The 18,688-nt window shown below is 45.2% G+C and carries 17 protein-coding genes; 9 read left to right on the forward strand and 8 right to left on the reverse strand.

Going from position 1 to position 18,688, the window contains the following annotated elements; all coding sequences use genetic code 11:
* Positions 1-58 precede the first annotated feature (58 nt).
* Entirely contained in the window at positions 59-1,273 is a 1,215-nt protein-coding gene (locus BSZ04_RS13810) for a putative manganese transporter (protein ID WP_088880586.1), read from the reverse strand.
* A 206-nt stretch (positions 1,274-1,479) separates the two neighbouring features.
* Between BSZ04_RS13810 and BSZ04_RS13815 the strand changes: the two genes are divergently transcribed.
* Entirely contained in the window at positions 1,480-2,385 is a 906-nt protein-coding gene (locus BSZ04_RS13815; protein WP_088880587.1) for a manganese-dependent inorganic pyrophosphatase, read from the forward strand.
* Positions 2,386-2,459: 74 nt separating this feature from the next.
* Positions 2,460-2,849, forward strand: a complete 390-nt coding sequence (locus tag BSZ04_RS13820; protein WP_005425781.1) for a DUF2750 domain-containing protein — start codon at positions 2,460-2,462, stop codon at positions 2,847-2,849.
* 122 nt (positions 2,850-2,971) lie between these two features.
* On the opposite strand, the gene BSZ04_RS13825 is transcribed toward BSZ04_RS13820, so the two are convergent.
* From BSZ04_RS13825 to pspF, 6 genes are all read right to left on the reverse strand, one after another.
* Positions 2,972-3,754, reverse strand: coding sequence for a peptide ABC transporter ATP-binding protein (locus BSZ04_RS13825; RefSeq protein WP_010449113.1), 783 nt, complete (start codon positions 3,752-3,754; stop codon positions 2,972-2,974).
* Positions 3,751-4,746, reverse strand: coding sequence for a peptide ABC transporter ATP-binding protein (locus tag BSZ04_RS13830; protein WP_010449111.1), 996 nt, complete (start codon positions 4,744-4,746; stop codon positions 3,751-3,753). The genes BSZ04_RS13825 and BSZ04_RS13830 overlap by 4 nt, the downstream gene beginning before the upstream one ends.
* Positions 4,746-5,633 (reverse strand): putrescine export ABC transporter permease SapC, encoded by an 888-nt coding sequence (gene sapC / locus BSZ04_RS13835; protein ID WP_010449109.1) that lies wholly within the window; start codon positions 5,631-5,633, stop codon positions 4,746-4,748. Before sapC ends, BSZ04_RS13830 begins: the two co-directional genes overlap by 1 nt.
* Positions 5,620-6,582, reverse strand: coding sequence for an ABC transporter permease (locus tag BSZ04_RS13840; RefSeq protein WP_088880588.1), 963 nt, complete (start codon positions 6,580-6,582; stop codon positions 5,620-5,622). The genes sapC and BSZ04_RS13840 overlap by 14 nt, the downstream gene beginning before the upstream one ends.
* Complete coding sequence (gene sapA / locus BSZ04_RS13845) at positions 6,582-8,201, reverse strand: ABC transporter substrate-binding protein SapA (RefSeq protein WP_088880589.1); 1,620 nt, start codon at positions 8,199-8,201, stop codon at positions 6,582-6,584. Before sapA ends, BSZ04_RS13840 begins: the two co-directional genes overlap by 1 nt.
* 264 nt (positions 8,202-8,465) lie before the next feature.
* Positions 8,466-9,476 carry a phage shock protein operon transcriptional activator gene (gene pspF, locus BSZ04_RS13850; protein ID WP_038884493.1) on the reverse strand — a complete coding sequence of 337 codons (1,011 nt, stop codon included), beginning with the start codon at positions 9,474-9,476 and terminating at the stop codon, positions 8,466-8,468.
* A gap of 235 nt (positions 9,477-9,711) precedes the next feature.
* On the opposite strand from pspF, the gene pspA reads away from it, so the two are divergent.
* The 7 genes from pspA to BSZ04_RS13885 all read left to right on the forward strand — a co-directional run bounded on the left by pspA (position 9,712) and on the right by BSZ04_RS13885 (position 17,021).
* On the forward strand, positions 9,712-10,383 hold the full coding sequence (gene pspA / locus BSZ04_RS13855; protein WP_010449102.1) for a phage shock protein PspA: 672 nt from the start codon (positions 9,712-9,714) through the stop codon (positions 10,381-10,383).
* 14 nt (positions 10,384-10,397) lie between these two features.
* Complete coding sequence (gene pspB, locus BSZ04_RS13860) at positions 10,398-10,631, forward strand: envelope stress response membrane protein PspB (RefSeq protein ID WP_038884492.1); 234 nt, start codon at positions 10,398-10,400, stop codon at positions 10,629-10,631.
* Positions 10,624-11,013: an envelope stress response membrane protein PspC gene (gene pspC, locus BSZ04_RS13865; RefSeq protein ID WP_088880590.1), complete on the forward strand. Its 390-nt coding sequence runs from the start codon at positions 10,624-10,626 to the stop codon at positions 11,011-11,013. Before pspB ends, pspC begins: the two co-directional genes overlap by 8 nt.
* Before the next feature lie 155 nt (positions 11,014-11,168).
* The gene (locus BSZ04_RS13870; RefSeq protein ID WP_088880591.1) at positions 11,169-12,200 is read left to right on the forward strand and encodes an efflux RND transporter periplasmic adaptor subunit; all 1,032 of its coding nucleotides are present in this window, start codon (positions 11,169-11,171) and stop codon (positions 12,198-12,200) included.
* 1 nt (position 12,201) lies between these two features.
* Positions 12,202-13,287, forward strand: coding sequence for an efflux RND transporter periplasmic adaptor subunit (locus tag BSZ04_RS13875; protein ID WP_088880592.1), 1,086 nt, complete (start codon positions 12,202-12,204; stop codon positions 13,285-13,287).
* Positions 13,284-16,388 (forward strand): efflux RND transporter permease subunit VmeI, encoded by a 3,105-nt coding sequence (gene vmeI, locus BSZ04_RS13880; RefSeq protein WP_045388363.1) that lies wholly within the window; start codon positions 13,284-13,286, stop codon positions 16,386-16,388. The genes BSZ04_RS13875 and vmeI overlap by 4 nt, the downstream gene beginning before the upstream one ends.
* Before the next feature lie 69 nt (positions 16,389-16,457).
* A complete protein-coding gene (locus tag BSZ04_RS13885; protein WP_088880593.1) occupies positions 16,458-17,021 on the forward strand; it encodes a DNA-3-methyladenine glycosylase I in 564 nt (187 codons plus the stop codon).
* 285 nt (positions 17,022-17,306) lie between these two features.
* Here the strand turns inward: BSZ04_RS13885 and BSZ04_RS13895 are convergent, their stop codons facing one another.
* On the reverse strand, positions 17,307-18,512 hold the full coding sequence (locus tag BSZ04_RS13895) for a cystathionine beta-lyase (protein WP_088880595.1): 1,206 nt from the start codon (positions 18,510-18,512) through the stop codon (positions 17,307-17,309).
* Positions 18,513-18,688: the final 176 nt, after the last annotated feature.

Raw genomic sequence — 18,688 nt, forward strand, 5'->3', positions numbered from 1 at the left:
TTGAAAAAGTAAAAGAGCCTCGATTGAGGCTCTTTTTATATCCATTTGCATTAGATTATTAATATTCGAATAGGAAGAAGTATCCGTAGCCGACAATTAACGCAGGGATTGCCGAGTAGACAGTCGCAACTAACGCTGCTTTTGGTGCCATTGCAATAGCGGGGAATAGCGCATCACCATCATTTGAGATTGCATTCGATAATTGTGCTGACAAAGGTACGGCACCAGAAATGTAAAGACTGGTAACGAGGATTTGTGGTCCACAGCCTGGTAGCATGCCAATCGCAAGGCCAATGAGTGGCATCCAAATCCCCCAACCAGAGAAAGTCGTACCTAAATCCAGACCTGAAAAGTACGTAGTGAGCTCAAAAGCGAGGAAAGCCAAAATCACCCATGCGCTAACAAAGTTAGTATCCTGCGCGGCTTTTTGAATTGGGTGAGAGTCTATGATTTTGTCATCTTCCGATACGGTCGACTGGTAGTCGCCAAGTTCCTTGGTCATTGCCCACAGGAACATACTTATCACCGCAAACGTCGCCCCTAACCACTCCATGGTATTGTCTTTCAATCCAAGCATTTGGTTAATGTCGACTTGAAAAGAACCAAGTACTGCAACGATAGTGACAGGCACAAGCAACCATTTCCAAAACGCACCTTGCAAGTTAATCGCGCGCTGCTCCATGGGGGTATGTGTGTCGCCGTGGCTGTTGCAGCACTGTGCTTGAGGTGATTGTTCTTTCTCCTTTGGGCGGAGGAAATCATCTGCATGAAAAGCGTTCACTATCCATCCGGATAGAGTACCAACCACAATACCTAAGGCGATAACACCAAAACCAGTAGCTGGTTTCGCTGCTAGCAACAAGAAAGCTGCATCGCCCATGGTCGAGGTAAGTACGGCCACAATCGCCCCAAATCCCACACGCCCACTAATGAACTGGGTTGTTACGACGATTGCACCACCACAGCCCGGAAGTGCACCAAGGAGTGCTGCAAAGAACACTTGATGACTGCGAGAACGATGATAAAGCGCCGTCAATCGGTTGGTCTTCGACATGAAATTCGACAGGTAGTGGTAAATCGCTAGTGTTGCTGCCACATAACAAGAGACCGCCCAGAATGAATCAGATAGGGTTGCAACGGTGACTTCTCTCGTTGCGTCGCTTGCTAATAGGGCCAGCAGTGCAACAGGAAGCAATAGTCGCTTATAAGCAAGGCGAAATTGAGTGGGTTGCAGCAACTGATGTGCCGAATTAAAAATCTTGGTCGCGTTCATAATTAGCTCAAATGCAAATGGTAATGATTCTCATTATATGAAAGTGAGAATTATTCGCAATAGCCGGTAACAACTTTTCTTCGTGTCAATCTGCCCCAAATCAGGTAAAGTAAGCGCCTTTGTGAGCAAACCCGCTTCCTCGGTGTAATTCGTTATGCAATTCACCCTATTAGGAAGCCATCAAATTGACTTGAATAGGAAGAGACATGATTCTAGTTGTAGGTCATAAGAACCCAGACAGTGACAGTATTTGTAGTGCACTAGTTGCAACTGAACTTCTAAAGGCGCGTGGCGCAGAAGCAATGCCAATTCGCCAGGGCGAAATTAACCGTGAAACTCAGCACATCCTAGAAGTAGCTGGCGCAGAAGTTCCTGAGCTACGTACTTCAGTAGCTGGCGAAACAGTTTGGCTAGTAGACTACTCAGATCTAGCGCAAGCACCAGACGACATCGCAGAAGCTGAAATCGCAGGTATCGTTGACCACCACCGTCTAGGTGACGTGATGACAGTGAACCCAATGGAAGCATGGATCTGGCCTGTTGGCTGTACTAACACAGTACTATTCAACATGTTCAAGATTGAAGGTCACGAGATCAAGCCTCAAATCGCTAAGCTAATGATGTCAGCTATCCTATCTGACACAGTAGGTTTTGCTTCTCCAACTTGTACTCAAAAAGACAAAGATGCTGTTGCTGAACTAGCGGCTATCGCAGACGTGCAAGACGTAGACGCATTCACTAAAGATCTTCTAATTGCTAAAACAAACATCGAAGGTCTATCTGCTGCTGAACTTGTTGAAAAAGACCTTAAAGGTTACCCATTCAACGGTCGTGATGTAGTAGTAGGTCAGGTTGAACTTGCGACTCTAGAGCAAGTTGACGGCATGATCGAAGCTCTAGAAGCGGATCTAGAAGCGCGTTGTGCAAACGACAGCCTAGCATTCGCTGCTGTTATGCTAACAGACATCACTACAGCTCAAACTCGTCTTCTTTACAAAGGTGAGTGGGCTGAGAAGCTTGTTAAGCACGAGAAAGACGGCATGCTAATGATGGAAAACACACTAAGCCGTAAGAAGCAAGGCTGGCCTTGGCTTCAAACTGAGCTTGTGTAATTTCATTATTACCAACGTATACTGTAAATGCCCGCCATTAGGTGGGCATTTTTCTATGGGAATAGGAGACGAACATGTCTGAAGCATTAACCCAAGAGCAAATGGACACCATCAATCGCTACAACGAAGAGCAGCGATTGAAATACTGTGTGAAGGAAATCGTTGCAAACCGCAAGGTGTGGATCCTGAAAGACGAACACGGCTGCGTGATGCTAAACACAGAAGACGACGATTGTGTACCAGTGTGGCCAAACGAAGAGTTTGCACAGCAATGGGCGACAGGCGACTGGGAAGAGTGCGAGCCAGAAGCTATCTCTTTGAATAAATGGCACAGCCGTTGGACTTCAGGTCTAGAAGATGATGAGTTGTCTGTTGTGGTTTTCCCAAACCAGAATGAAGAAGGTGTGGTGCTGTTTCCAGATGAGTTCGATTTCGAACTGCGCAAACAAGCGAGCCGTCGTTAAGCATTATCAATTGCGTTCTGAAATTCAGAGACTAAAAAGCCTGCGTTGATGCAGGCTTTGTTGTTTTTAGAGAAAGGTTTTTTGAGGAAGTGAATACTAGAGACTTACTACTCGCTCAATTTTTAGTGGCTTGGCGCTTTGTAAAAATGACTCTCAACCAGTCGTTGGGTAATCGCATGCTCTGGATTGGTTAGGATTTGGTTTGTATCACCAAATTCCACTACTTCGCCTTCATGCATCACCATCACTTTGTCGGTAATGTGTTTCACGATGCCGATATGTTGAGATACATACACGAACGACAAGCCCATTTCTTCTTGAAGCTCCAAGAAGAGGTTGATGATCTGAGAGCGCATTGCCATATCGAGACCGTTTAACGCTTCATCGGCAACGATGATCGACGGCTGAAGTATCAAAGCACGAGCAAGACATACACGTTGTTTCTGACCCGCTGCGAGCATTTGAGGGTAGAAGTAAGCATGCTCTGGTAACAAGCCTACACGCAACAAGGTGTCTTTCACACGTTTCATACGTGCATCTGGCGGCATGTTAGTATTACGCTTTAGTGGCCCCTCCAAAATACGGCCTATTTGAATACGTGGATTCAAAGACGTGTTTGGGTCCTGAAAAATCATGCGAATCAGCTTACAACGCGTTGAGTAATCCTTATGTTCAAGGCGTTCTCCGTTTACACGAATCTCACCGGAGGTCGGTTCAATCACGCCTGCAAGCATGCGTGCTAGGGTAGATTTTCCTGAGCCGTTTTGTCCGATAAAACCGATGGTTTGCCCCGGTTCTAAACTGAAGCTTACCGGTTTCACTGCCTCTTTGACTGTACGTTTAAACAGACCTGAGCGCGTGACGAACTGTTTCGATAGGTTATCGACTTCAAGCAACGCACTCATGAATTTTTCTCCGTATTCAGTGGGAAATGACAGCTAAATTTATGGTTCTTTATACGTTTAGTATGTGGTATTTCCACACACTGTCTCTGGGCGTAGGGACAACGAGGACCTAAGCGACAGCCAATCGGCAAATGTTGCAAAGGAGGGATAGAACCTGGCAGAGATTGCAGTTTCTGTTTATGCGGTATCCAGTCATTAAAGTCTGGCATCGCTTTCAGCAACGCTGCCGTATATGGATGTTTAGGTGCTTCGATGAGTTTATCTGTATCCGCTGATTCCACCGACTGACCACAGTACATTACGGTAATGCGGTTTGCCCATTGTGTAATGGTCGTCAAATCGTGTCCGATCAATACAATCGTGGTGTTGTTGAGCTGATTCATACGGCTCAACAAACGCAAGATTTGTGATTGCGTAATTGGGTCAAGGTCGTTAGTTGGCTCATCGGCAATTAAGATCTTCGGCTTAGTAGCGATTGCCATTGCGATCATGACTTTTTGACATTCACCATCGGTTAGCTCGTATGGGTAGCTACCCATTAAACGTTTGTGGTCTTTAATACCTACTTTGTGGAGTAGGGCAATAGCTTGCTTTTTACGCCATTTAAAGCGCTCCCACCATTTACCTTCGAAAGAGCGAGATGGGATCGACTCGATCAGCTGACGTCCCACTTCTTCTGAAGGGTCCAAACAAGTTGAAGGCTCTTGGAATATCATCGCGATATCGCGAGCTATCACTCGTCGGCGTTCTTTCGGTGTCAATTGAAGCAAGTCAATATTACCAAGGCGCATTCGGTCCGCAGTGACTTTCCAGTTGTCCTTACAAACGCCTACAATCGCTTTTGCAACCAGACTCTTACCCGAGCCTGATTCACCTACCAAACCACGAATTTCACCTTCATTTAAGGTGATGCTCATGCGGTCGACGGCTTTCACCAACCCCGATGGTGTTTCAATTTCAATGGTTAAATGTCGAATATCTAATAACGGCATTATTCGATCCCTGCATTGAGCGCTTGGCGTACACCTTCACCCACTAAGTTTAGAACAACCACGGTAAACATAATGGTGAGACCTGGTAGCGTCACGGTCCATGGTGCGATGTAAATCAGCTCAACGGAGTCGCCCAGAATTGCACCCCATTCAGTACTTGGTGCTTGAGCACCTAAGCCTAGGAAACCTAGTGCCGTGATATCTAGAATCGCTACAGACAGCGCCAGTGTGATTTCTGCAGCAATAACCGTTAGAACGTTTGGCAAAATTGAGTTCCACAGAAGGTAGAAATCATTAGCGCCATCTAGACGTGCGGCCATGATGTAATCTTTTTCAACTTCGGTATGCACTGCAATGTACACCGAGCGAATAAAACGCGGAATCAAAGCTAAGCAGATTGCGAGAAGGATATTGAACTCACCAAAGCCCAAGAAAGCTACAAAGATAATCGCAAGCAGTAGCGATGGAATCGACATCACCGTGTCGAGTAGGTGATTCAACGTGCTTGAAAGAAGGCCTTTAGTCATGCCTGCCAAAACACCGATAAAGCAGCCGATAAGAGCTGCGATAGCAGTGACAGCGACAGCAGCACCAAACGTTAACTGCGAGCCGATAATCAGGCGCGAAAGAATGTCGCGGCCCAAGTCATCCGTACCTAAGAAGTAATCTACCGTTCCCGCTGGTGCCCAAGATGGTGGAACGAGTAATTCACCTGATTGTGCTTGTGGATCATACGGAGCTAGTAAGGGCGCAAAAATGGTTACCAATACGATGAATACTAAGCACCATAGGCCAAACATTGCGAGACTATTTGCACGATAACTACGCCAGAAGCGCTCAAACTGAGTCGGAATACGCTCTTCCTGATAAACGTTATTTGTTAGCATACCATTCCTTTCTCACTAGAGGGTTGATCATCGCTCCGATCAAGTCTGATAGTATATTCGCGGTCAGAACCAGAGTTGCGAGAACCATAACGCCCGCTTGAATTGATGCATAATCTTGATTTGCAAGTGCATCCAATAACCAGCGACCTATCCCCGGCCAGTTGAAGATAGACTCTGTAATGATCGCCAAAGTGATCATACTGGATAGCTGAACGCCAACTTTTGGGATGATTGGTGGAATTGCGTTGCGAAGTACATGCTGAGTGACAATTTCACGGTTGGATAAACCTTTGATTCGCGCAGCACGGATATAGTTTTGGCTCATGACTTCCGCTACTGAAGAACGCATTAAGCCGATGACTTGAGTGGTAGGTGCAAGTGCTAATACCAAACATGGCAAGATCATGTGTTCGATTACACTTTGCAGTACGTGCGCTCGGTACTCACCTTTTGCCATAAAGGCATCAATAATGGCGAAGCCCGTAACATGATCAATTTCGTAGAGTAAATCGTAACGCCCTGCGACAGGAAAGACGTGATACTGCAACGAAAACATCATGATCAACATCAGTGCGACCCAGAAGATCGGTGCTGAGTAACCAGACATGGCAACAAACGAGATACTGGTATCGAGCCATTTACCTTGTTTCATACCTGCAATGGTACCGAGTGGAATACCAATCAGTAGCGATACCACGAAAGCGAAAAAGCACAGCTCTAGCGTTGCAGGGAATACCACCGCCAGTTCATCGTAGATGGGGTTACCATTTTTGCTAATACCAAAATTGAGTTGAGACAGCTCGACTAAGTAGCTTTGCCAGCCTGACCAAAACTCAACGTTTGCCCAGTGTGAGGTTGGATCTAGGCGTAGCAGAGAAAAGCCCACTAAAGTGAGAATCATCAAAGTGATGACAAAGAGATTAAGGCGTCTTACGGCATACCAAAACATTAATGAATTCTCTCAACTTTATCAAAAGGTTGTGAATTGAAAGGGCTCGATCTAAAGCCTTTCAGCGATTTATCGTGGACACGGAATTGAACGCCATGAGCCAGCGGAATAACCGGAAACTCCTCGTTCAAAATGTTCTGCGCTTGACGGTACAAGTTCAGGCGGTAACGTGGTTGTTGTGTTTCTAGTGCTAAGTCCAGCAAGAAGTCAAAATCATCGTTACACCACATTGATACGTTCAAACCGACACGTTCTGAATCACAAGAAAGTAGAGGCCTGAAGAAGTTATCCGGATCACCAGTGTCACCAATCCAGCCTGTGAGCAACAAGTCGACATTATCGATGGTTTCAAGTTGCGTTCGTTCAAAACGATCATCGGTCAATAACTTCAATTCAACACCAATATCGGCAAAGTTTGCTTGAATTAATTCTGCAGTCTTTCTTGGGCTTGGATTAAATGCACGAGGCTCTAATGGAACCCACATAGTCAGCTTAAGCCCTTTCTTAAACCCAGCATCGCGTAGCAATGCCAAAGCATAATTTCGGTCATAACGTATTTTTACGCTGTCTTTTTGATAAGCCCACGAGTTCGGAGGAAGTAGGGTATAGGCTTGAGTACCCGTACCGTAGTAAACAGAATCCAGAATATTTTGTCGATTGATCGCTAGGTTTAATGCTTGGCGAACTCGAGGATCACTAAGTGCAGAATGACTGGTGTTGATTGCGATAAAAGAAACGTTGTTCGCTGGCGTTGCGGTTAACTCAAGGTGCTCTGTTTCTTGAATGATCGGAATCTGGCTAGAAATTGGCGATGCCAAAACATCACATTCATTTCTTAATAGCTTGGCGAGAGTACCTGTCCCACGATGCGAGATATCAAATACGACTTGTTCCATCTTCGCTGGTGACTTCCAGTATCTAGGGTGACGCTCTAGCCGAATAAGATCGTTAACTTGGTACTCTTTAAGTTGGTACGGACCACTGCCGATAGGCAAAAAGTCAATTTGTGCTTTTTCATCTTTTGCAGCAAGCTGCTGACCATACTCGGCAGATAAAAGTACCGCATGACTAGTAGCGATATTCGCTAGGAATGCAAAGTTAGGTTGAGTAAGAACAAATTTAACTGTGTAGTCATCGAGAGCTATCACATCTTTGACAAGGTTTTGGAAATCTAAGCCCGCAAACCATGGATAAAAACCACCACCAACGTCGTGAAACGGATGGTTTACATCAATGATTCGCTTAAAGCTAAATACGACATCTTGCGCATTTAATGCCCGAGTCGGTGTGAACCAATCAGTACTCTGGAATTGAACACCGCGCTTAAGATTAAACGTGTATTCAGTTCCCGCTTCGTTTACAGACCAACTTTCTGCAATGCTTGCAACGGGTTGATGAGATTTTGGATCGAGCGTAAGCAGTGTATCGTAAAGCTGAGGACTTAAAGCTTCAGCAGTGATACCACTGTCAATGAGCTGAGGGTTAAATGTTGTTGGCTTACCTTGCCCACAAAACACAAATCCATTCTCACGAATCTCATTGTGATCGATTTCGTCACCACATGCGGTGAGTAAGCTAATACCAAGAAGGCTCAGCGATAGTCTTATAAAAGCTTTCATAATATGAAATGGTCATTGGACTTTGCTTGTTCCCTCTGCATTTTGCATTAGGTATAACAAGCGAAAATGATCCCGCTAATTTATCATCTTTACCAACTCGCTCCAAACATAAAATCTTTGAGTCACGGGGTGTTAGATCAAATTACCGTATCATTGTCTGGTTGTTGACCTTCTTTGCCTCTCAAATTGCCCACTATTGATGTAAAACAGCTTGTTTTCCTTCAGTATAGTGAGCCATTTCTAGAGTGAGAGGGCTGGTGAAATTTATCCTTGGCCGACTAAACTGTATTTTCTGACCATACCTCTAAGTTGGTGGTAGCTTAATCCCAATAACTCTGCTGCTTGGCGTTGGTTAAATTTCGCTTCTTCCAGTGCACGGTTGAGCAGTTCAATATCTTGCTCTTCTTGCCACTGTTTATAGTCCAGAGGGAACCGAATTACAGAGGTTTGATTGGTTTCAGTTGTTTCGGCTTCTTCTTGAACTGCGGTATGACCAAGCGAGTTATCCCAACCAGTTTCAAATGGGTTAAAGGTAAGATGCTCGATAGGGTCAGCATTCAAACCGTGGCGATAGATCGCTCTTTCTATAACGTTCTTTAGCTCACGGACGTTACCCGGCCATTCGTAATCGAGCAGCGACTGTTGCGCTTCTTCCGTGAAACCCACAAAGTATTCCAATTGTAATTCACGACACATTTTAATGGCGTAATGCTCTGCAAGAGAAAGAATGTCTTCTTTTCGTTCTCTCAGCGGCGGAAGCATGATGACATCAAACGCCAATCTGTCGAGTAGATCCGCTCGAAAATCGCCTTGTTCGGCTAGTTTCGGTAAATCGGCATTGGTCGCACACACTAGACGCACATCGGCAGTGAGTGCAGTATGCCCACCAACACGCTCATATTCGCCATATTCGATCACACGTAACAGTTTCTCTTGAACCAACAAAGGGGCAGTTGCTAACTCGTCTAGAAACAGAGTGCCGCCTTCAGCACGCTCAAAACGTCCTTTGTGTTTGCCTTTAGAGCCAGTAAATGAACCGGATTCATGGCCAAATAGCTCGGAATCAATTAAACCTTCGCTTAGGGTCGCACAGTTTAAAGAAAGCAGTGGTTTGTCCCAACGCTTTGATAAATAGTGTAAACGTTGCGCGATGAGTTCTTTACCCGTGCCTCGCTCACCAATAATGAGTACAGGGCGTTCGATTGGCGCAAGTTGTGATACTTTATCTAGTACTGCGAGAAAAGCGGGCGATTCACCAATGAGGTTTTGCTTCATAAAGTCCTTCTTATTTTCTATCTGGCCATAAGTTACCGTATTGAAGTTGGTGAAATTTACCAACTATTGGTAAAAAACATCATAGCATATCGGTGCGCCACAACAACAATGTGCTTAACTTATTGTTTATTAAGGTTAATTAAAGTTGGCACGCAACTTGTTATATGTAAAGGGAGACGCAAGGTAAATTAACGCCTTGTCGAGTTTAAATAGGAAAAAAAAGAGGAGTTCCGTTATGGGTATTTTTTCTCGTTTTGCAGATATCGTTAACTCAAACATCAGTGCATTGCTAGACAAGGCGGAAGATCCTGAAAAAATGATCCGTCTTATCATTCAAGAAATGGAAGACACACTCGTAGAAGTACGTACTAACTCGGCTAAAGCAATTGCAGACAAAAAAGAGTTGGCTCGTAAAGTGGAAGCACTAGAAGACCAAATTAATGAATGGAGCCAAAAGGCAAGCCTTGCTTTAGTGAAAGAGCGCGAAGATTTAGCACGTGCTGCACTAATTGAGAAGCAAAAACTTGAGCAAGTGATTAAAGGTCTTCACACTGAACAGACGTTGGTAGAAGAGACCATCGAAAAATTGACAGGTGAAATTGGCAAGTTAGAAGCCAAGATCACTGAGACACGAGCAAAGCAACAAGCGTTAGCGATTCGTAATCAAACCGCATCTAACCGTCGCGATGTACAAAAACAGCTTCACGCAGGTCGTACAAACGAGGCGATGGCAAAGTTCGAGCAGTACTCTCGTAAGATTGACGAAATGGAAGCGGAAGCGGATCTGTACGCGAAAACTGGCAACGCAAAATCTTTAGACCAAGAGTTTGCAGAGCTACAAGCACAAGATGAAATTGAAAAAGAGTTGGCAAAACTGAAAGAACAGATGTCATCGAACGATAAATAAGAAAGGAGCCATTTATGTCGACATTTTTTATTACTGGACCATTGATTGTCTTTTTAATCTTTGTCGCTCCACTATGGCTCTTCTTACACTATCGCAGCAAACGCAAAGCAGATAGTGCACTGTCGAGCCAAGATCTAGAGCGTCTTCAGGTACTGTCTGAAAAAGCGGAGTCGATGCAGTCTCGAGTTGAAACATTGGAGCGTATCTTGGACGCAGAATCCCCAACGTGGAGACGTAAATATGAATAAACGAGAACTGTATCGTGACCCTGTAAATGGAAAAATCTCCGGCGTGTGTGCCGGAGTGGCAAACTACTTTGGTGCGGAAGTTTGGTTAATTCGTATCATTGTGATTTCAGCGGCATTACTAGGTGGTACCTTTCTAGTATTGCTAGCATATGTCGCGATGACCTTTATGTTGGAAAAGCAGCCTGTGACTTACACAGAAAACATTAAGTCACGCCAAGAACATACGCTGAAGAGTAAACCGTGGCAGAAAGGTCAAAGCCCAGACCAGTTGTTGAGTGTGCTAGAAAGCGACTTCAGCCGCCTTGATAGCAAAATTCGCGGTATGGAGGCGTATGTCACATCTGATACTTACCGCGTAAACAGAGAGTTTAATAAGCTCTAGTAATCAGTTCCTAATTTATTGATAAAGCAGACTCAGGTCTGCTTTATTTTTATCTCAAATTACTATTTTTTAAGAAATTTTTTCCTTCCTGCTCTAGAAGAACACCATAAATTCATCTACCTTAAATAGAATGGATGTTAAATGGATGAATTCACATGAGAAAAGCGCTCATTCCCTTAGCGGTCATGACGGTTCTATCTGGATGTGGGAAAGAACTGCCTCCTGTCCCTGAACCCGAATCACGGCCCGCAAAACTCTTCACGGTCTCTGTAGGCAATGCCCAGTTTGAAAGACATTTTCCTGCCACCACAGAAGCCGGCGACCGAGCAGTACTCGCATTCCGAGTGCCTGGCTTACTTCAATCGATAGAAGTGAATGCCGGACAAATGGTTAAAAAAGGCGACGTGCTCGCGGTACTCAACCCTGACGAGTATTCACTCCTCGAAAAACAAGCCCGTGCTAATTACACCTTAGCCGACGTTCAATACGAACGTTCGAAAAAGCTTCGCAAAGAGCAGGTGGTATCTGAACAAGACTTCGATGCGGCAAAAGCCAATCATAATTCCGCAAAAGCACAGTGGGACCAAGCCAAAGCAAACCTAAGATACACAAAACTTGTTGCGCCTTACGATGGCACGATTTCCTATCTGCCAGCCGAAAACCATGAGTTCGTGGCCGCTAAAGAAGGCGTCATGAACATTCAAACTAACCAAGTGATGAAAGTGCTGTTCTTATTGCCTGATCACCTGTTGAGTAAGTTCACTCAAGGTGCCAATGCCTTCGCGACGATGACTTTTGATGCGTTTCCTGAGCGTTCTTTTGAACTCACTTTCCAAGAAATTGATACCGAAGCCGATCCTAAAACCGGCAGCTACAAGGTGACGATGGTCATGGATCGCCCAGAAGGTGTGGGTATCTTACCGGGTATGTCCGGTAACGTTCATTTAGTCTCTGAAAATGCTGGTGTGACCAAGATTCCTGATTCAGCTTTGTTTACTGAAGATGGCAAAACTTGCGTTTGGCGTGTGAATGAACAAGGTATTGTTGAGAAAGTCTCAGTCACGTTGAACGAAAAGCAGCAAATTGAAGAAGGCTTGGATGATGGAGATCAAATCATCATCTCTGGTGTGAACGTGATTGAGTCAGGGATCAAGGTTCGCGAGTGGGTTAAGGAGCGAGGATTGTAATATGAAAGGAATCTTAGCTTTAACGGCTCTCTGTTCCGCCATGTTGTTAGCGGGATGTGGTGACAAGGGCCCAGAGAGAGAGGTTGAAACACCGCGCGTCCGTGTTGCTTCATTAGAAGGAATGAAAGTGGATGATAACCTGTACTTCCCTGCTATCGCTAACGCTGCCGATCGTTCTCACTTGAGTTTTCGTGTTGCAGGAGAGGTGAGCCGTGTCTTAGTCAAAGAAGGTGACAGGGTCGTCAAAGGAGATGTGATCGCGAAGTTGGATCCAACTGACTACCAATTGGATGTTGATAACGCCTCGGCTCGCTTTTCCGTGGTTGATAGCCAATATCGTCGTTCCGCGCCTTTGGTGAAGAAGGGATTATTGGCGAAATCTCAATTTGATGAAATTGCAGCGCAACGACAAATTGCACTTGCAGAGTTAGAACTGGCAAAACTGCGTTTGTCTTTCACCACACTAAAAGCCCCAGTTGATGGCATCATCTCGCGAGTTAATGTCGATCAATTTGAAAACATCAAGGTAGGTCAGTACATCGTAAACATTCACTCAGTGGAGCGAGTTGAAGTCTTAATTCAGCTTCCGGATCGATTGTATGTGAGTCAGCCACCAACAGAAGAGCGGTTGACTACGATTAATGCAGTTGTTCGTGTACCGAGTGGTAATGAATATGAAGCAAGAATCAAAGAATTTACCACAGAACCTGATCCTAATACGGGTACGTTCACGGTTACGCTTTCTTTGCCGATGCCTGAAGATGAGTACATTCTTGATGGTATGGCTGTGGATGTGACATCTAAAGACAAAAATGTTGGTTTGGAACTCAATGTTGGTATCAACGTGCCGATTGAAGCAATTTTCAATGCTGATGGTGATGAGTTAAGCCGAGAAAACAAATTTGTATGGGTATTGAACGACGATAATACCGTCAGTCGCCAAAAGGTACGAGCGGGCAAAGCCTCACAAACGTCGGTCCAGATCCTTGACGGTTTAGAGCTTGATGACAAAGTGGTTGTGGCCGGTTTATCTCGATTGAGAGATGGCATTAAAGTGGAAGTAATCAAGCAGGAGGCAACGCAATGAGTGAGCAAAATAATAGTGCGCCTCAAGACGATGATAATGTAACGGGTATTGCAGCGTATTTTATCCGTAACCGTGTAATCAGTTGGATGGTTTCATTGATCTTTTTGATTGGTGGTACCGCTGCATTCTTTGGTTTAGGCCGTCTTGAAGACCCTGCTTTTACCATCAAAGATGCAATGGTTGTTACGTCGTACCCAGGAGCGACGCCTCAACAAGTGGAAGAGGAAGTAACGTACCCGCTCGAAAAGGCCATTCAGCAGCTAACCTATGTGGATGAGGTTAACTCGATTTCCAGTCGTGGTCTGTCGCAAATCACTGTGACAATGAAGAATAACTACGGTCCAGATGACTTACCTCAGATTTGGGATGAATTACGTCGTAAAGTGAATGATTTGAAGGGGTCTTTGCCTCCGGGCGTAAACGATCCTTCGGTCATTGATGACTTTGGTGATGTTTACGGGATCTTGCTTGCGGTAACTGGTGATGGTTACAGCTACAAAGAGCTACTCGATTACGTTGACTATTTAAGGCGTGAGCTCGAATTAGTTGATGGTGTTAGTAAAGTCTCAGTGTCAGGGCAGCAGCAAGAGCAAGTATTCATTGAGATTTCGATGAAGAAATTAAGCAGTCTCGGCTTGTCACCAAATACAGTCTTCAATCTATTGTCTACGCAGAACGTGGTTTCGGATGCGGGTGCAATCCGAATTGGTAACGAATATATTCGTATCCAACCAACAGGTGAGTTTCAAAGTGTTGATGAGTTAGGGGATTTGTTGCTAACCGAGTCTGGTGCGCAAGGCTTGATCTTTTTGAAAGACGTAGCAGATATCAAGCGTGGGTATGTTGATGTGCCAACGAATATCATCAACTTTAACGGTAACTTAGCTCTGAACGTTGGTGTGTCGTTTGCGCAAGGCGTTAACGTGGTTGAAGTCGGAAAATCATTTGACCGCCGCCTTGCTGAGCTGAAATATCAACAACCTGTTGGTGTTGAAATCTCTGAGATATACAGTCAGCCGAAAGAAGTAGACAAATCAGTGAGCGGGTTCGTTGTCAGCTTAGCGCAAGCGGTTGGTATCGTAATCATCGTATTACTGTTCTTTATGGGGCTTAGATCTGGTCTACTAATTGGTTTGATCTTGTTATTAACGGTTCTGGGTACCTTTATTTTCATGAAGTACCTAGCCATCGACTTGCAGCGTATTTCTCTCGGTGCTTTGGTTATCGCACTGGGTATGCTGGTGGATAACGCCATCGTGGTGGTGGAAGGGATACTGATTGGTACCCAGAAAGGGCGAACGAGGCTACAGGCAGCCACTGATATCGTAACCCAGACCAAATGGCCTTTGTTGGGTGCTACGGTTATCGCAGTGACCGCCTTTGCTCCGATTGGTTTGTCTGAAGACTCAACGGGTGAGTACTGTGGGACCTTATTTACGGTACTGCTCGTTTCTTTAATGCTGAGTTGGTTTACGGCGATATCATTAACCCCATTTTTTGCTGATATCTTTTTTAAAGGTCAGAAAATAAAGAGTGGGGAGGGCGAAGATAATGACCCTTACAACGGCATTATCTTTGTTATGTACAAGAACTTCCTTGAGTTTTGTATGCGCCGAGCTTGGCTAACAGTCATTGTTTTGGTTGCAGGTCTTGCTGCAAGTATTTATGGCTTTACCTTTGTGAAACAAGCATTCTTCCCATCATCAACCACACCTATCTTCCAGGTAGATGTTTGGTTACCAGAAGGGACGGATATTCGTGCTACTAATGCAAAACTAAAAGAGTTAGAGGGCTGGTTAGCAAAACAGGACCATGTCGATCATATTACGACGACAGCCGGTAAGGGCCTGCAACGTTTTATGCTGACGTATGCTCCAGAAAAGAGCTATGCCGCGTACGGTGAAATTACCACACGAATGGATAACTACGAAGCGTTAGCGCCATTGATGGAGCGATTCAGAGCGCATATAAAAGCGAACTATCCAGAGATCAATTATAAGCTGAAGCAAATTGAATTGGGTCCTGGTGGCGGCGCGAAAATTGAAGCTCGTATCATCGGTTCAGATCCTACCGTACTTCGCACTCTTGCCGCTCAAGTTATGGACATAATGTACGCGGATCCGGGTGCAACGAACATTCGTCATGACTGGCGTGAACGTACGCAAGTACTAGAGCCTAAATTCAATGAGAGCCAAGCTCGTCGTTACGGTATCACCAAATCAGATGTAGACGATTTCTTGTCGATGTCATTCTCTGGTATGAACGTTGGTCTATATCGTGATGGTACAACGCTGATGCCAATCGTCGCTCGTCTTCCTGAAGATGAACGCATTGACATCCGTAACATTGAGGGGATGAAAATTTGGAGCCCTGCTCAGAGTGAGTTTATTCCACTACAACAAGTAACCATGGGCTACGACATGCGTTGGGAGGATCCAATCATTGTGCGTAAGAACCGCAAACGTATGCTGACGGTTATGGCAGATCCAGATATTTTGGGTCAAGAGACTGCGGCGACCTTGCAAAAACGTTTACAGACTCAGATTGAAGCAATCGAAATGCCACCAGGTTACTCACTAGAGTGGGGTGGTGAGTACGAGTCATCAGGCGATGCGAAGGCGTCATTGTTCACAACGATGCCAATGGGCTACTTGTTCATGTTCTTGATCACTATCTTCTTGTTTAACTCAATCAAAGAGCCGCTGATTGTTTGGCTGACGGTGCCTCTGGCATTAATCGGTGTTACAACTGGTCTACTTGCCTTGAATACACCGTTTGGGTTTATGGCGCTCCTTGGATTTTTGAGCTTGTCAGGGATGGTACTGAAAAACGGTATCGTACTGCTTGATCAGATTGAGATTGAGATGAAATCGGGTAAAGAAGCGTACGACGCGGTTGTTGATGCGGCAGTAAGCCGTGTCCGTCCAGTATGTATGGCAGCGATTACTACTATTTTGGGGTTGATTCCGCTGCTACCGGATATTTTCTTCAAACCAATGGCGGTAACGATCATGTTTGGTTTAGGTTTTGCGACCATACTGACATTAGTTGTTGTGCCAGTGTTGTATCGTCTATTCCACAAGGTGGCAGTGCCTAAGTAACGGCTTAGTTTAAGTAACGTTCTAAAACGCCTCTGGCTAACGTCAGAGGCGTTTTTATAAGGATTAAATATGGAACAGAATACGTGTGCATGGGCGATGAACCATCCACTTGAACGCGAATATCACGATGCTGAATGGGGTGTGCCTGTACACGACGATACGGTATTGTTTGAATTCATCACGTTAGAAGGTGCTCAAGCCGGCTTAAGTTGGATTACGATTTTGAAAAAGCGCGAAGGTTATCGAGAGGCGTTTGAAAACTATGACTTGGACAAGCTGATCCAACGCGATGAAGTACGGACAGAGTTCATTGTTGAAAATTTCGACGTGGTTAAACATCGAGGCAAAATCAACTCAGTATTTAGCAACGCTAAAGCGGCAAAGCAATTGATAGAAGAATACGGAAGCCTTTCTGCAGCCTTATGGCAATTTGTTGATGGCAAGCCAATTGTGAATCACTGGACAGACATGAGCCAAGTGCCAGCCTCTACAGAGGAGTCCAAAGCGATGAGCAAATTCCTCAAAAAGAAAGGCTTTAAGTTTGTGGGCGAGACGATCTGCTACGCCTTTATGCAAGCAGTCGGCATGGTCGATGACCATATTGTCAGTTGCCCATGTAAAGTAGGCAAGTAGTAAAACGCCCTAAAATTAGGGCGTTTATATCTAGGGTCTGTTGACCTTTTGAGCTGATTTTTACAGCAGTTTGTGGGTTCTTTATACAAGGCAGAGGCTTTGAAATGTAGTTGCCCTACCTGATAAGCCGATAACGCAGTAGAAAGGAGCCACAAACGCTGCCCGAAGGGTTCGGAGGGTTTTGCTTAGAATAACTAGGCTACAAACCTCTCGCCGCGATTAAAACGCTTTTATCTCGAACAAAATTTAACCGCAAAAGGTCAACAGACCCTAATCTGAAGGAACTTAGTAAGACGCTTCTCTTTCTAGTACGAGAGCGTTGTATCGCTCGAAGCCAGCTTCAAGATCGGAAATGAGATCTTCAACATCTTCAAGACCGATGTGCAGACGGACAAGTGTGCCTTCGAAGTTTGGATTCGCCACTGTGCGCAAGCTGTTAAAGCTCTTTGGCTCGTTGGCTAAAATCAAACTCTCAAAGCCACCCCATGAATAACCCATGCTGAAGTGCTTCATACCATCTAACAGCGCAGTGGTTGCTTTCGGGTACGAGCTTTTCAATACGAATGAGAACAGGCCGTTACCACCGCTAAAGTCGCGTTTAAAGAATTCATGACCTGGGCAGCTTTCTAGGGCAGGGTGACGAACGTGATCGACTTCAGGGCGGCTTGCCAACCATTGTGCAACTTTCAGGCTGTTTTCTGCATGCTGGCGCAAACGGACATCTAAAGTTCGAATACCACGCAGACCAAGGTATGCATCATCAGGAGAAACGCACTGACCCATTAGGTAGCTTTGCTCACGTAACTGATCCCAGTACTTCTCAGACGCGACCGCAGTACCCAACATCACATCTGAGTGACCAACAATGTATTTGGTCGCGGCTTGGATCGAGATATCAACGCCGTGCTTAAATGGAGAGAAGTTCACGCCCGCGCCCCAGGTGTTATCCAACATTACGATGATGTCTTGTTCGTGTGCGATGTTTGCCAGAGTAGGAACGTCCATCACTTCCATGGTGATCGAGCCAGGAGATTCAAGGAAAAGGATTTTGGTATTCGGTTGAATAAGTTCACGAATACCATCACCAATCATAGGATCAAAGTAAGTCGTCTCGACGCCCATCTTCTTCATGATGGTGTCACAGAAGTCGCGGGTTGGTTCATAACAGGTATCAACCATTAAAATGTGGTCGCCCGTTTCGACAAAAGACAGGATGGCATTAGAAATCGCTGCTGTACCGCATGGGTAAAGAGCACAACCTGCGCCGCCTTCCACTTCAACCATGGCATCTTGAAAGGCAAAGTGCGTGTTTGTACCACGGCGTCCATAGAACAGGGTCTTGTTTGCACGGTTGATCATCGCTTGATTCTTTTCCGCAACGGTATCAAATACGATGGTAGAAGCTCGCTGTACCGGAGGGTTTACCACGCCATTTGTCCACTTCTTATCGCGGCCAGCGGTGACGAGTTTGGTCTTTTTGCCTTCTGACATAAAAATTCCCTGTCTAAATTACAATTTTCAATATTTAAAACATGGACCAAGGGTGGTTTGCAAGGGAAAAATAGAAATGAAACGACTTGTCCGAGCATCACTCGAAAAACAGTGGTATAGGGCGTAAAAAAGAAAACCGACAGCATGAATCTGTCGGTTTTGTTGAGATTTAGCGG

The organism is Vibrio rotiferianus, from assembly GCF_002214395.1.
GTDB lineage: Bacteria > Pseudomonadota > Gammaproteobacteria > Enterobacterales > Vibrionaceae > Vibrio > Vibrio rotiferianus.